This is a genomic window from Altererythrobacter sp. KTW20L, assembly GCF_023501975.1.
Taxonomy (GTDB): Bacteria; Pseudomonadota; Alphaproteobacteria; order Sphingomonadales; family Sphingomonadaceae; genus Alteraurantiacibacter.
Genome location: NZ_JAMFLH010000005.1, coordinates 39,869 through 53,417, shown reverse-complemented (window position 1 = coordinate 53,417; position 13,549 = coordinate 39,869). Strand labels below are relative to the sequence as shown.

Genomic DNA, 13,549 nt, shown 5'->3' with positions numbered 1-13,549 from the left:
GCCTTGCAACCAGGATGGAGGAAAAGCGGACTTATCCGCTGTTTCGCAACTCTTCGGCCACAGGTGCATGAAGGCGGAGGCGGGTGACGTGGGTTTCGTCGCCCTCGACCACTTCGATGGTCCAGCCGCTGGGGTGAGCCAGCATGGCGCCCGGTTGCGGCACTTGCCCCGCCAGCACGAAGGCGAGACCGCCCAGGGTATCGACCGCCTCGTCCACTTCGGCGATGCGCGGATCGCCCACGGTGCGGGCCACGTCCTCCAGCTCGGCTAGGGCATGGGCATCCCACATACCATCGCCCAGCGACACCACCAGTTCGATCGGATCGTCGTCGTGCTCGTCCTCGATATCGCCGACGATTTCCTCGACCAGGTCCTCGATGGTGATGAGGCCGTCGGTGCCGGAAAATTCGTCGAGCACGATGGCCAGGTGGGTCTTGCGGGCGCGCATGTCGGCCAGCACGTCCAGCGCCCCGCGTGCCTGCGGCACATAGAGCGGCTGGCGCATCAGCGTGGTCCAGTCGGCCGGTGGATCGCGCTTCTCGGCCAGGAAGCCGAAGACATCCTTGATGTGCATCATGCCGATCACATCATCGAGCTGGTCACGATAGACCGGGATGCGCGAGTGGCCATGTTCGGCAAACAGCGCGACCAGATCGTCCCAGCTCGACGAGGCATCGATGGCAATGATCTGTCCGCGCGGCACGGCGATGTCGTCGGCGTCATGCTCGCTGAAATGGAGCAGGTTCCTGAGCATGGTGAGTTCGGCAGAGGACAGGTCGCCGGGCGATTTCTTCTCGGGCTTGTCACCCGATGCCTTCTCGTCCTCGTGCTCGTCGATTGCCTCTTCCAGCTGCTCGCGCAGGGACGGGCCTTCGTTTTCCTCGAACAGCGACCGGATGGCGCTCCACAGGCCGCCACCATTGCTGCTACTGTCCGCGTCTCCCGGTTGGGTGTCGTCACTTCTGCTATTGTCGGGCATCGCCCTTGTGATTCCTCATGTTGTCAATCGTCGCCATATGGGTCCTGTACCCCCATCAGCGCAAGCGCCTTTACTTCCAGCGCCTCCATCGCCTCGGCATCGGCGGGGGATATCTCGTGGTCGTGCCCGGCCAGGTGGAGCAGTCCGTGGACGATCAGGTGGGCGGCGTGGTGTTCCAGCGACACGCCCTTTTCCGCCGCTTCACGGGCGCAGGTTTGATGGGCCAGCGCAATGTCGCCCAGCATTTCGGGCGGGCCATCGGTGGCCAGGCATAGCAGCTCGTCGCGTTCGAGCATGGGGAACGACAGCACGTTGGTCGGCTTGTCGCGGTCCCGCCATTCGCGGTTGAGCGCGTGGATTTCGGCGTCGCTGGTAAACAGCAGGCTGGCTTCGAGGCGCCCATTGGCCAGTTCGGTCACAACTTGCGCAGCGGCAGTGGCAGCACGAGCCGCCAGCGCCTCCCAGTCGAAGCTGTCGGGCCAGGGGCTTTCGATGGCGATGTCGAGGTTCATCAGCGGCCCCTAGCCGTGAAACAGGCTCAGGGTATAGCCCGCCCTTCGCCTTCATAAGCCTCCACGATGCGCCCCACGATCGGGTGGCGGACCACGTCGGCCACGGTGAAGCGGGTCACGCCGATGCCTTCGACGCCTTCAAGCCGGGCCACCGCATCGGCGAGGCCGCTCATGCCTACGCCGCCGGGGATGTCGACCTGCTTGGGATCGCCGCAGATCACCATGCGGCTGTTCTGGCCGAAGCGGGTGAGGAACATCTTCATCTGCTCGCGCGTGGTGTTCTGCGCCTCGTCCAGGATCACGAAGGCATCGGCCAGGGTGCGGCCGCGCATGAAGGCGATGGGCGCGATCTCGATTTCGCCCGAAGCCAGCCGCCGTTCCACCTGTTCGGGCGGCATGCAGTCGAACAAGGCATCATACAGCGGACGGAGATAGGGATCGACCTTCTCCTTCATGTCACCCGGCAGGAAGCCCAGCTTCTCGCCCGCCTCCACCGCCGGACGGCTGAGGATCAGCCGCTGCACGCTGCCGGTGATGAGCTGGCTGACCGCCTGGGCCACGGCGAGGTAGGTCTTGCCGGTGCCTGCCGGACCAAGCGCAAAGATCATCTCGCGGCTGGCAAGCTGGCGCATGTAATCGGCCTGCATCGCGGTGCGCGGGGCGATGGTCTTCTTGCGGGTGCGGATCATGATCGGAGGCAGGGCGGCGCTGCCTTCGGGGATGATGCCATCGAACACCGGTTCGTTGGTCATGGTGATCAGCGATTCGATCAGGCCGCTGTCCACTTCCTGCCCGGTTTGCAGCCGCTGGTGCAGCTTCTGCAGGACTTCGCGGGCCCGGGCGACGTCATCCTCTGCCCCTTCGATCACCAGCCGGTTGCCGCGCGCTCCGATATAAACGCCTAGCCGGTTCTCCAGCAGCACCAGGTTGGCGTCGAATTCACCGAACAGTGCGCCGAGCATCGTCTGCTCCTCGAACTCCACCTCCACCCTGGCGCGACGCGCATGATCGCGGCGGTCTTCGGGATGGACGAAGGCGCTCGTCCTGTCGGCGCTGGGAGTCTTGCGGGCCATCGATTCCTTTCGGGTGGTCAGGTGACACCAAGGTAGGCCGCACCCGCCCGCTGGCAAGATGGCTTGGCGCAGTCTGCGGTGGAAAGTAACCCGTTTGCCACAAACGGCCGTTCAGGCTGTCGCGCGTTCCAGCAGCCGTCCTTCGAGCGAGTTCGGACCTGCCTCGGCCAGTTCCACCCGCACAATGTCGCCGATCACCACATCGCCTGCGAACCACACCGATTGAAGCCAGGGCGACTTGCCGAGCCACTGGCCGGGCAGCTTGCCCTTGCGTTCCACCAGCACCTCGCAGGTGCGGCCCACGGTGGCCTGGTTGAAGGCGAGCTGGTCGCGGTTGAGCGAGGCCTGCAGGCGGGCGAGGCGGTCTTCCATCACTTCCTGCGCCACCTGTCCGTCCATCGATGCGGCAGGGGTGCCGGGGCGGGGGCTGTACTTGAAGCTGAAGGCGGCGGCATATTTCACTGCGTCCACCAGCGCCAGGGTCTCGGCAAATTCTGCCTCGGTCTCGCCCGGGAAGCCGACGATGAAATCGCCCGACAGAGCAAGATCGGGCCGCACGGCGCGGAAGCGGTCGAGCAGCTTGAGATAGCCTGCCGCATCGTGGCTCCGGTTCATGGCTTTGAGCACCCGGTTGGACCCGCTCTGCACCGGCAGGTGGAGGTAGGGCATCAGCTTGTCGACCTCGCCATGCATGGCAATCATGCCATCGGTCACGTCCATCGGGTGGCTGGTGGTATAGCGGATGCGCTGCAATTCGGGCAGTTTGGCAACGGCTTTCACCAGCCCGTCGAACCCGATGTCCCGGCCTGCATCGTCGGTCCCGGTCCAGGCGTTGACGTTCTGCCCCAGCAGCGTGATCTCGACCGCGCCTGCTGCAACCAGTGTCTCCGCTTCGCGCAGCAAATCGCTGAATGGACGCGATATTTCCGCGCCTCGGGTATAGGGTACCACGCAATAGGTACAGAACTTGTCGCACCCTTCCTGGATGGTGAGGAAGGCGCTCGGGCCCACCTTGCGCCGCTTGGGCAGGGCGGCAAACTTGGCGTCCTCGGGCATATCGGTATCGGTTGCGTGCTCGCCCCGGCTGGCGCGTTCGATCATGTCGGGCAGGCGGTGATAGGCCTGCGGGCCGACGACCATCGACACGGAAGGAGCCCGCGCCATGATCTCCTCGCCCTCGGCCTGGGCGACGCAGCCGGCCACCGCGATCATCGGTTCCCTGCCCGCCGCGCGGCCCGCCTTCACCAGCCGGCCGATGTCGGAATAGACCTTCTCAGCCGCCTTCTCGCGGATGTGGCAGGTGTTGAGCACCACCAGGTCCGCCTCCTCGCCTTCGGGCGCAGGGGCGATGCCCTGCTGGGCCAGCAGTTCGGCCATGCGCTCGCCATCATAGACGTTCATCTGGCAGCCGAAGCTCTTGACCCTGTAGGTCTTGGGGGAAGCGGGGTTCGTCATGGAGCGCGCCCCTTACGCCAGCGGCGCACTGATTTCCAGACCCAGCGCGGCGGCGATGCGGCCTTGGGCCGCCGCCGCCATCGTCTTGCGATTGGTCAGCTCCGCGCCGTTCAGCGGTTCGAGGAAGCGGATCGTCAGCAGGATCGGCTTGGTGCGGGCCATGATCTTGCGGAAATTGGTCAGGCCCGGCTCATCGCCTACCCAGGCAATGGCCTTCGCATCCTCGAAATCGAGCGCGAAGGGCTGGACGGTGATATCGTGCGGCAGGCGCTCCACCGCGCTCAGCAGGCTGGAGCGGAAGGGCAGCAGGGTGCGGCCATCGCCGGTGGTTGCCTCGGGAAAGATCGTCAGCCGCCGCCTGCCCAGCCGTTCCACCACCATGCCCACTTGCGCCGCCACGGTCCCGCGCTGGTCGCGGGTGACGAACAGCGTGTCGTTCTGCAGGCACAGCCATTCGAGCGCCAGGTGGTCCGACAGCCCGGCATGGGCGACAAAGGCGGTGCGGCTGGCGCCTGCCAGCACCAGCACGTCGATCCAGCTCAGGTGATTGCCCAGCAACAGGGCATGGGGCAGCGGCTTGCCCACCACGCGCGTGCGGACCCCGGCAATGCGGGCCAGTGCGCCCAGAAACAGGGGCGGCAACAGGTCGCGCCGGCCCAGCAGGCTCAGTAACAGGTGGGGGACAATGACCAGCGCAAACAGCAGCACCCACAGGGACACCCGCCCATAGACGAGCAGCCAGCGCCAGCCGAGCCGATCGCCCGACACCTGCTGCTCAGTCCTCCCGGTCGATGCGGACGCCGTACAGCTCCATCCGGTGATCGACCAGCCGGTAGCCCAGCTTTTCGGCGATGACTTTTTGCAGGGCTTCAAGTTCGGGATCGACGAATTCGAGGACCTTGCCCGATTCCACATCGATCAGGTGATCGTGATGGGCTTCGGGCGCAGCTTCATAGCGCGCGCGGCCATCACCGAAATCGTGCCGGTCGAGAATGCCCGCCTCCTCGAACAGGCGCACGGTGCGATAGACCGTGGCAATCGAGATCTTGGAATCGATAGCCGCAGCGCGGGCGTGCAGCGCTTCCACATCGGGGTGGTCCTGGCTGTCGGACAAGACGCGCGCGATCACGCGGCGCTGCTCGGTAATGCGCAGCCCGCGTTCGGCACACAATGCTTCGAGGTCAATCCTGGAGTTAGACAATAGTTTGATCCTGCGCCCTGTTTCAGGCGTCGTTATGCAACACGCCCCGCCACTATGAAAGGGGCGGGGCGCATTTTCAACCGGCTTGGGCCAAAGCCCTGTCTGGTCTATTGCTTAGACGACCTTTTTCCGGCGTCCACGGCGCTGGCCCGGCTGGCGGCCGAGGCCGATCTTCTTGGCCAGTTCGCGGCGCTTTTCAGCATAGTCGGGCGCGACCATGGGATAGTCGGCCGGCAGGCCCCAACGCTCGCGATACTGTTCGGGCGTAAGGCCATAGGACGTCATCAGGTGGCGCTTGAGCATCTTCATCTTTTTGCCGTCTTCGAGGCAAACGATGTATTCCGGCTTGATCGAAGCGCGGATCGAAACCGCCGGTTCGGGCCGGGCTGGCGCGGGCGCTTCATTGCCCAGTGCGGCAAGAGCGGCGTGTACGTTGGAGATGAGCGAAGCCACATCGGCCACGGCGACATCGTTATTGGCGACATGTGCGGTAACGATATCCGCTGTCAGCGTGATCAGCATTTCGTTCATGTCGTTTTGAAGGTTTTCCATTGTTACCTCGGAATAAATCTGTTCTGCGACGTTGTTTTTTGGGCACAAACCCGTTCGGCAAAGAGCTGTTGGAGTCGGTACCGTTTACGGCACTGCACCAGCGAATTTCACAATGCAAGGGCAGTAGAAGCACGAACGAAGGAAATTTCCTCCAAATTTACTCTAACTGGCCGACCTGGCATAGGTAATAGCGTCGCAGGGGCCGTTGGTTCCCGTGCGGTAGTAGTTTATCCGCCGACCGACCGGTGCGAACCCGTGCCGCAGGTAGAGCGCCTGCGCCGGATTGCCTGCCCGCATTTCCAGAAACAACCGGTTGGAGCCGCGCGCCGTTGCCGTTTCGATGAACTGCCGCAGCAAAGCGCTGCCTACTCCGCGCCCGCGCGCCTGCGGGACGACAGCGATCAGCAGCAGTTCTTCTTCTTCTTCCAGCACCTTGCGGCTGAGGGTGAACCCGGCGGTCTGTTCCACGCTGGCAGGCACGCGTCCATCGGCATCGAACAGAAGGAAATGGCTGGTTTCCTGCACGAGCGTATCGCCGATCTGGCGACGGTTCCATGCCTCGCCATAGGCCGGATCGAAAGCGGCATGCATTACCGCCATTATGGCATCGACCGGATCGAACGGGACGGCGATCACGCCGCCAATCCGCCCGGCAATTTCGCATCGGGCGCCCGGCCATAGATCGGCGCAAGGTCCGCCGTGAACAGGGCAGGGGGGAGGGACAGGGCGTGGCGCGCATCGGGCAGCAGGTCGAGCGCAACCTTGTTGCCATCCCCCAGTTCCGCCAGCTCGCGTGCTTTGTTACCCGCGATAAGGCGGTTGTCATCGGAAGCCAGGGCCGCCTGCGGTGTCACGGATGCCCATGGGCCATCAGGCATGCCCGATGGGCCGAACGGCTGCACGAACCATTCTCCGTGCCCTCCGGTCATGCACACGGTAACGGGCTCGCCCGGATGCGCGGCGCGGGCCATGGTGGCGACCAGCGCCAGCGTGGGATAGCCCAGCACTTCGCAGGTCCACGCCAGCCCCAGGGCGCGCGCCGCTGCCAGCCCGATGCGCACGCCGGTGAAGCTGCCGGGACCAAGCGAGACGACTATCCGGTCGGCGCGGCCCTTGCCGGGCAGGGCGGCAATCGCCGGGACAAGGTGTTCGGCATGGCCGCGGCCCAGCACTTCGTGGAAATGCCCGAGCAGGCTGCCATTGTCGAACAGGGCCACCGAGCAGGCCTCGGTCGCGCTTTCGATGGCGAGAATGCGCATGGAAGCGGGTGCTCAGAGCAGGCGGTTGAACTGGTCGAAGGACGGGCGGGGCAGGCGCGGATGCGCCTTGGCCCGATCACCATAACCGATCGAGCAGATGAAGTTGCTTTTCCAGCTCGGCTGGTCGGCCAGGAAATCGGCATCGACCGCGGCATTGTTGAACCCCGACATCGGCCCGCAATCGAGGCCCAGCGCGCGCGCCGCCAGGATCAGGTAGGCGCCTTGCAAGGTGCCGTTGCGGAAGGCGCTGGTGCGGCGCGCTTCCACGCGGGCAGGCTCGGTCCCGCCGAACGCGGCCTTGCCGTCGCCATGGGGGAACAGCTCGGCCATGTGTTCGTGGAATTCGGTGTCCATTGCCACGATGGCGCAGACCGGCGCGTTCTTCACCTTGTCCACATTGCCCTTGGCGGCATGGGCGGCCAGCCGGTCCTTGGCTTCCTGGCTGTGGCACCAGACGATCCGCACCGGCTGCTGGTTCATCGAGGTGGGACCCATCTTCAACAGGTCCCAGATGGCATGGATCTGCTCCACACTGACCGGACGGCCATCGAACCACTGATGGGTCTGCGCTTCGCGGAACAACTGGTCGAGCGCGTGATTGTCGAGCGGGGCGGCCATCAGGCGGCCCTTACTTCGCTCACCTCGGGGACATAATGCTTCAGCAACCCTTCGATCCCCTGCTTGAGCGTGGCGGTAGAGCTGGGGCAGCCCGAACAGGCGCCCTGCATCTGCAGATAGACCACGCCTTCGTGGAAGCCCCGGTAGCGGATATCGCCCCCGTCGCTGGCAACGGCCGGGCGGACGCGGGTTTCGAGCAGTTCCTTGATCTGTTCGACCACGTCGGCCTGGGCCGGATCGTCGGCATAGAGCAGCGCGTCTTCTTCCGCCGGAACGGCGATGCCGCCGGCGCTGGGTGCGTTGAACAGCGGAGCCTGCGACACGAAATGGTCGAGCAGCACGGCCACGACCTGCGGTTTCAGGTCGCTCCAGTTGACGCCCGGTGCGGCAGTGACCGACACGAAGCTGGAGCCGAAGAACACGCCGCTCACCTCGCCGGTGTCGAACAGCGCCTGGGCCAGCGGCGAGGCCTCGGCATCTTCGGGCGAGGCGAAGTCGCGGGTGCCAGACGGCATGACCTGCTGGCCGGGCAGGAATTTCAGCGTGGCGGGGTTCGGGGTGGTTTCGGTTTCTATGAACATGGTCCCGATGTAGGAGCCTCGCCGATGCATCACAAGGCGGCAAAACTGTCGTACCGACAAGTCCCGCTTGGGGGGGGCTTTGACGGACTGGGGCGCATATTCACCAAGCCTTCATCCCTTGGCTGGCCTATAGTGCGCCCATGACCTTCCATTCCCCGCTGCCGCGATTCCTTGCGCGTGCACTGTTGCCCTTCGTCCTGCTCGCTCCGGCCCCGCTGCTGGCACAGGAGGATTGCTCCATCGGTGTGGCAAGCGCTGCCGATGTGCCCGCCTTTGCCATGCCCGACGATCCGTGGATCTATCGCGGCACGGATATTCCGATCGATAGCCAATGGCTGATGGGCGAACTGCCCAACGGGGTGCGCTATGCCGTGCGGCAGAACGAAGTGCCGCCGTGCCAGGTGTCGATCCGCGTGCGGATCGATGCCGGATCGCTCCACGAAAGCGATAGCGAGCTGGGCTATGCCCACCTGGTCGAACACCTAACCTTCCGCCAGTCGCGCCATTTCGGCCCGGGCGAGGCCATCCCGCATTTCCAGCGCTGGGGCGCGTCATTGGGGTTCGATACCAATGCCGTCACCACGCCTACCCAGACGGTTTACCAGCTCGACCTGCCCAACGCCTTCCGCGACCGGCTGGAACAGTCGATGATGCTGTTTGCCGGCATGATCCAGGAACCCACCCTGTCGGCGGAAAACCTCGCGGCCGACGTGCCGGTAGTGCTGGCCGAGCGGCGCGAGCGGCTGGGGGCGGACCTGCGCATCGCCGTGGCCATGCGCGAACTGCTCTATTCCGGCCAGTTGCTCGCCCAGCGCGCGCCGATGGGTACGGTTGAAGCCCTGCAAGGCGCTTCGGCAGAAAGCGTCCGCGCTTTCCACCAGCGCTGGTATCGCCCGCAGAACACCGTGGTCGTCATGGTTGGCGATGCCAGCCCGCAAGTGCTCGCGGCAATGGTGGAGCGGCATTTCGGTGACTGGGAAGTGCCGGGCGAAGTGACGCCCGAACCCGATTTCGGCCAGCCTGTGGCACCGGCGGGGACCGATCCGGCCAACCCTGTGGGCGAGACTGCCGTGATCGTGGAAGCGGGCCAGCCGCGCTCGCTCACCTTTGCCGTAATGCGCCCGTGGGTCGAGGTGCTGGACAACCTTGAATACAACCGCGGCCTGATGGCCGATTCCATCGCCCAGGCGATCGTCAACCGGCGGCTGGAAGAACAGGCCCGCGCCGGATCGAGCTATCTCTACGCCCAGGTGCAGCAGGACAAGACCAGCCGTTCGGCCGATGCCACCTTCATTTCGGTCACGCCCCTGACCGACGACTGGAAGACCGCCCTGGCCGAAGTGCGCGCGGTGATCGCCGATGCGCTGGAGACCCCACCGGCCCAGTCCGAGATCGATCAGGCCGTGGCCCAGCTCGATGTGGCTTTCGTGGACATGGTCGGGCAGGAACGGATCCAGGCCGGATCGCGGCTGGCCGACAACCTGGTCGGCGCGGTCGATATCCGCGAGGCCGTGGCAGCGCCCGAGACTTTCCTCTCGGTGTTCCGCTCGATGACCGACCGGCTCACCCCAGAACTGCTGCTGCAGCACACCCGGCAACTGTTCACCGGCGATGTAGTGCGCGGCGTGCTGCTGACCCCGCAGGTGGGCGAGGCCACTCCGGCAGACCTGCGCGATGCCCTGCTCGCCCCGGTGGAAACGGCGATGCTGGCGCGCAACGACGGCCCGGCGGTGAGTTTCGCCGATCTGCCGCCGATCGGCACTCCCAGCCTGCCCATGCTGCGCGAGCCGCTGGGGCCGGGGCTGGTTAGCTCGACCGAGCGGATCGTTTTTCCCAACGGCGTGCGCGCCCTGATGCGGCCCAGCGGCGATAACGAGCCGGGCCGCGTAACCGTGCGGGTGCGCTTCGGACATGGCCGCGCGGGCTTTACCTCCGAGGAGGCGGTCTATGCCGAACTGGGCCAGCGCGCGCTGGTCAATTCTGGCCTAGGTCCGCTCGGCCAGAACGAGCTCGACCGCATCGGCGCGGGCCGCAAGCTGTCGTTCGGCTTCGGTATCGAGGAGGGGATTTTCACCTTCGAAGGCATCACCCGCGCCGAGGATCTGGAAGACCAGCTCTACCTGTTTGCCGCCAAGCTCGACAATCCGCGGTGGGACGTCGCTCCGGTGGAGCGCGCCAAGGCGAGCGCGCTCTTGAGCTACGATTCACAAGACGGAGATCCGATGAGCGTGCTGGGCCGCGAGTTGCAAACGCTGCTGCGCGATGGCGATCCGCGCTTCCGCAGCGCCACGCCCGATGTGCTGCGCGCCGCAACTGCCAGCGAATTCCGCCGGGTGTGGAGCCGTATGCTGGCCGAAGGACCGATTGAAGTGGCCGTGTTCGGCGATATCGACCCTGCCGCCACGATCGAGGCACTGGGCCGTACCTTCGGCGCGCTCGACCCGCGCGGTGATGAACTGCCCGTGCTCGATCCGCCAGGCTTTGCTGCGGCCAATCAAGTGCCGGTCGAACTCTATCACGGCGGCGACGCGGACCAGGGCGCGGCCCTGATCGCCTGGCCCACCGGCGGCGGATCGGCCGGGCTGCCGCAAGCCCGCAAGCTGGAAGTGCTGTCGCAACTGGTCGGCAACCGCCTGCTCGACGGGCTGCGCGAAACCGGCGGATCGTCCTACACGCCCACGGCGATATCCAACTGGCCGCTCGACATGGAAGGCGGCGGCTATGTGCTGGCGCTGGTGCAGATGGCCCCGCAGGACATTCCCGCGTTCTACACCATCGTGGACGAGATCGTCGCCGATCTTGCCGCCAACGGCCCGACCCGGGACGAACTGGACCGTGTGATCGAGCCCATGCGCAACTATATCTTCCGCGCGCAGACCGGGCACGGCTTCTGGCTCAACGAAATAGAGGGTTCGGCGTTCGATCCATACCGGGTGGCGCACCTGCCGACGCTGGCGGCGGACTATATCCTCACCACGGCAGAGGAAATGCAGGCACTGGCGCAGCGCTACCTGACAGCGCACGATGGCTACAAGGTTGTGGTCCTGCCGCGTCCTGCAGACGTGGCAGGTTCAGCGAATGTCCCAAGTGGCCGGTGAAACCATAACCAAAGTAACCTTTGCGCCCTTGACGAGTCGCGACTAGAGGCCACTTTCCCCTAGCACTACCATCGCGGGAACCGGCTTTGCCGGAACTGCGGGGCATTATTGGAACGCATAAAGTGGCACACAAATGGAACCCCGATAGCTGGAAGCAGGATGCCTTCGTCGCAAAGCACCTGCCCCACTATGAAGACACGGCCGAGCTGGCCGAGGCCGAGCGCGTGCTCGCTGGGTTCCCGCCGCTGGTCTTTGCGGGCGAGGCGCGGGCGCTGAAATCCAAGCTGGGCGATGTGGCGGCGGGCAATGCCTTCTTGCTGCAGGGCGGCGACTGTGCCGAAAGCTTCGCCGAATTCACGCCGAACAACATCCGCGACACGCTGCGCGTAATCCTGCAGATGGCGGCTGTCCTCACCTATGCCAGCAAGATGCCGGTGGTGAAGGTGGCGCGCATGGCGGGCCAGTTCGCCAAGCCGCGCAGCGCCGCGACCGAGACGATCGGCGGGGTGGAACTGCCCAGCTACTATGGCGACAACATCAACGGGATCGACTTCAATCCCGACAGCCGCCGCAACGATCCGCAGCGGATGATCCGCGCCTACAGCCAGGCGGCGGCCACGCTCAACCTGCTGCGCGCCTTCACCACGGGCGGCTACGCCAACCTGCGCCAGGTCCACCAGTGGACGCTGGATTTCATGGGCCGCAGCGCCTGGGCCGACCAGTACAAGTCGATCGCCGACCGGATCGGCGAATCGCTCGACTTCATGGAAGCCTGCGGGATCGATATCGAGGACCAGCCGCAGCTCAAGATGGCCAGCCTCTACACCAGCCACGAAGCCCTGCTGCTGCCTTACGAGGAAGCCATGACCCGGCAGGATTCGCTGACTGGCGACTGGTACGATTGTTCGGCCCACATGCTGTGGATCGGCGACCGCACGCGCTTTGCGGATTCGGCCCATGTCGAATTCATGCGCGGCATCAACAACCCCATCGGCATGAAGTGCGGCCCCAGCCTGGAGCCGGACGCGCTGCTGCGCATGCTCGACACACTCAACCCCGCGCATGAAGCCGGGCGGATGACGCTGATTGCCCGCTTCGGGCACGACAAGGTGGAAGCCGGCCTGCCGCCGCTGATCCGCGCTGTCGAGCGTGCGGGGCATCCGGTGGTGTGGAGCTGCGACCCGATGCACGGCAACGTCATCAAGAGCGATAGTGGCTACAAGACGCGGCCCTTCGACCGGATCATGGCCGAGATCAAGGGCTTCTTCGCCGTCCACCGCGCCGAAGGCACCCACGCTGGCGGTATCCACCTGGAAATGACCGGGCAGGACGTGACCGAATGCACCGGCGGCGCCGTGGCGATCACCGATGCCGGCCTCGCCGACCGCTATCACACCCACTGCGACCCGCGTTTGAACGCGGCGCAGTCGCTGGAGATCGCGTTCACGCTGGCTGAAATGCTGAACCTGGAACTGTCCGAGCGGCGCGCCGACGCGGCCTGAGGAGTTGGGTGGTCCTCCCCAAGTCTGCTTTCAGGTTTCGGCGATGAGGTGCGATACCTCCTGAATGAGGGTGGTTTGCGACTAAAGCGAGCTCACTCACTTTGGTCTCCCAATTGGTTAGCTATCCGGCATCACCAATGGGCGGCGCGGGTTGTTCCATTGCAATGGCGCCAACGTACTATTGCCACAATAATCAGCTCCGAACTTGGAGGTGCAGGAGTTGCGATGACCTAATGACATTGCGAAGATCGCAGTCACAAAGAAACCGAATGTGGACCAGAACAAAAGCGCAATTCGCCAGATAAGGCCGATGTTATCTTGGGAATTCCTGATAGCTCGCACGAATAGTAGAATCCCGACTGCGATTGCTATGCCGAAGGAGTTCACGCTCTCGAGCACTAACAACGCAGAAGCGACGCAAGCTAAACCGAACTGAACCAAGAGGTTTCTGAACAACCAAGAGTGATGTTAACGGCTCATATCGATCAATGTTCTCATTTCCAACAGTGAAGTCAATTCGGCTGGTTTTGAAATGGATCGTTGGGAAATTTGATGCGGTAAGTGACGTCCAAATTGGGGTCGTTTGCTGCCAGGCAACTCTCGAGCACTCAAGCGATAACTTGTGGGCCGAGCACCTCGCGCAAAGCCCACCCGTTCCCCCCATACGCCAGCCTCCACACCCCACCCAAACCAGCGCATTGACGCGGCCCCCGGCACCC

At 64.6% G+C, this 13,549-nt stretch carries 13 protein-coding genes; 2 read left to right on the top strand and 11 right to left on the bottom strand.

Translation table 11 applies throughout. The annotated features are described in order from the left end of the window. Window positions 1–31: 31 nt before the first annotated feature. The 11 genes from M3P36_RS06080 to M3P36_RS06030 all read right to left on the bottom strand — a co-directional run bounded on the left by M3P36_RS06080 (window position 32) and on the right by M3P36_RS06030 (window position 8,230). Window positions 32–979 carry a hemolysin family protein gene (locus M3P36_RS06080; RefSeq protein WP_249702359.1) on the bottom strand — a complete coding sequence of 316 codons (948 nt, stop codon included), beginning with the start codon at window positions 977–979 and terminating at the stop codon, window positions 32–34. Between the two features lie 23 nt (window positions 980–1,002). Further along, the gene (gene ybeY / locus M3P36_RS06075) at window positions 1,003–1,491 is read right to left on the bottom strand and encodes an rRNA maturation RNase YbeY (RefSeq protein WP_249702358.1); all 489 of its coding nucleotides are present in this window, start codon (window positions 1,489–1,491) and stop codon (window positions 1,003–1,005) included. 26 nt (window positions 1,492–1,517) lie between these two features. Beyond that, window positions 1,518–2,564: a PhoH family protein gene (locus tag M3P36_RS06070; RefSeq protein ID WP_249702357.1), complete on the bottom strand. Its 1,047-nt coding sequence runs from the start codon at window positions 2,562–2,564 to the stop codon at window positions 1,518–1,520. Between the two features lie 111 nt (window positions 2,565–2,675). Beyond that, the gene (miaB, locus tag M3P36_RS06065; protein WP_249702356.1) at window positions 2,676–4,019 is read right to left on the bottom strand and encodes a tRNA (N6-isopentenyl adenosine(37)-C2)-methylthiotransferase MiaB; all 1,344 of its coding nucleotides are present in this window, start codon (window positions 4,017–4,019) and stop codon (window positions 2,676–2,678) included. Window positions 4,020–4,031: 12 nt separating this feature from the next. Further along, window positions 4,032–4,787: a lysophospholipid acyltransferase family protein gene (locus M3P36_RS06060; protein WP_249702355.1), complete on the bottom strand. Its 756-nt coding sequence runs from the start codon at window positions 4,785–4,787 to the stop codon at window positions 4,032–4,034. Window positions 4,788–4,794: 7 nt separating this feature from the next. Then, window positions 4,795–5,220 carry a Fur family transcriptional regulator gene (locus tag M3P36_RS06055; RefSeq protein WP_249702354.1) on the bottom strand — a complete coding sequence of 142 codons (426 nt, stop codon included), beginning with the start codon at window positions 5,218–5,220 and terminating at the stop codon, window positions 4,795–4,797. 114 nt (window positions 5,221–5,334) lie between these two features. Further along, window positions 5,335–5,772 carry a Ros/MucR family transcriptional regulator gene (locus M3P36_RS06050; RefSeq protein WP_249702353.1) on the bottom strand — a complete coding sequence of 146 codons (438 nt, stop codon included), beginning with the start codon at window positions 5,770–5,772 and terminating at the stop codon, window positions 5,335–5,337. A gap of 162 nt (window positions 5,773–5,934) precedes the next feature. Continuing rightward, window positions 5,935–6,408 carry a GNAT family N-acetyltransferase gene (locus M3P36_RS06045; RefSeq protein WP_349630546.1) on the bottom strand — a complete coding sequence of 158 codons (474 nt, stop codon included), beginning with the start codon at window positions 6,406–6,408 and terminating at the stop codon, window positions 5,935–5,937. Next, entirely contained in the window at window positions 6,405–7,031 is a 627-nt protein-coding gene (gene tsaB / locus M3P36_RS06040; RefSeq protein ID WP_249702352.1) for a tRNA (adenosine(37)-N6)-threonylcarbamoyltransferase complex dimerization subunit type 1 TsaB, read from the bottom strand. Before tsaB ends, M3P36_RS06045 begins: the two co-directional genes overlap by 4 nt. Before the next feature lie 12 nt (window positions 7,032–7,043). Continuing rightward, a complete protein-coding gene (locus tag M3P36_RS06035) occupies window positions 7,044–7,649 on the bottom strand; it encodes a malonic semialdehyde reductase (protein ID WP_249702351.1) in 606 nt (201 codons plus the stop codon). Continuing rightward, window positions 7,649–8,230, bottom strand: coding sequence for a NifU family protein (locus tag M3P36_RS06030; RefSeq protein WP_249702350.1), 582 nt, complete (start codon window positions 8,228–8,230; stop codon window positions 7,649–7,651). Before M3P36_RS06030 ends, M3P36_RS06035 begins: the two co-directional genes overlap by 1 nt. Before the next feature lie 140 nt (window positions 8,231–8,370). On the opposite strand from M3P36_RS06030, the gene M3P36_RS06025 reads away from it, so the two are divergent. Continuing rightward, window positions 8,371–11,328 carry a M16 family metallopeptidase gene (locus M3P36_RS06025; RefSeq protein ID WP_249702349.1) on the top strand — a complete coding sequence of 986 codons (2,958 nt, stop codon included), beginning with the start codon at window positions 8,371–8,373 and terminating at the stop codon, window positions 11,326–11,328. A gap of 122 nt (window positions 11,329–11,450) precedes the next feature. After that, a complete protein-coding gene (locus M3P36_RS06020) occupies window positions 11,451–12,830 on the top strand; it encodes a class II 3-deoxy-7-phosphoheptulonate synthase (protein ID WP_249702348.1) in 1,380 nt (459 codons plus the stop codon). Window positions 12,831–13,549: the final 719 nt, after the last annotated feature.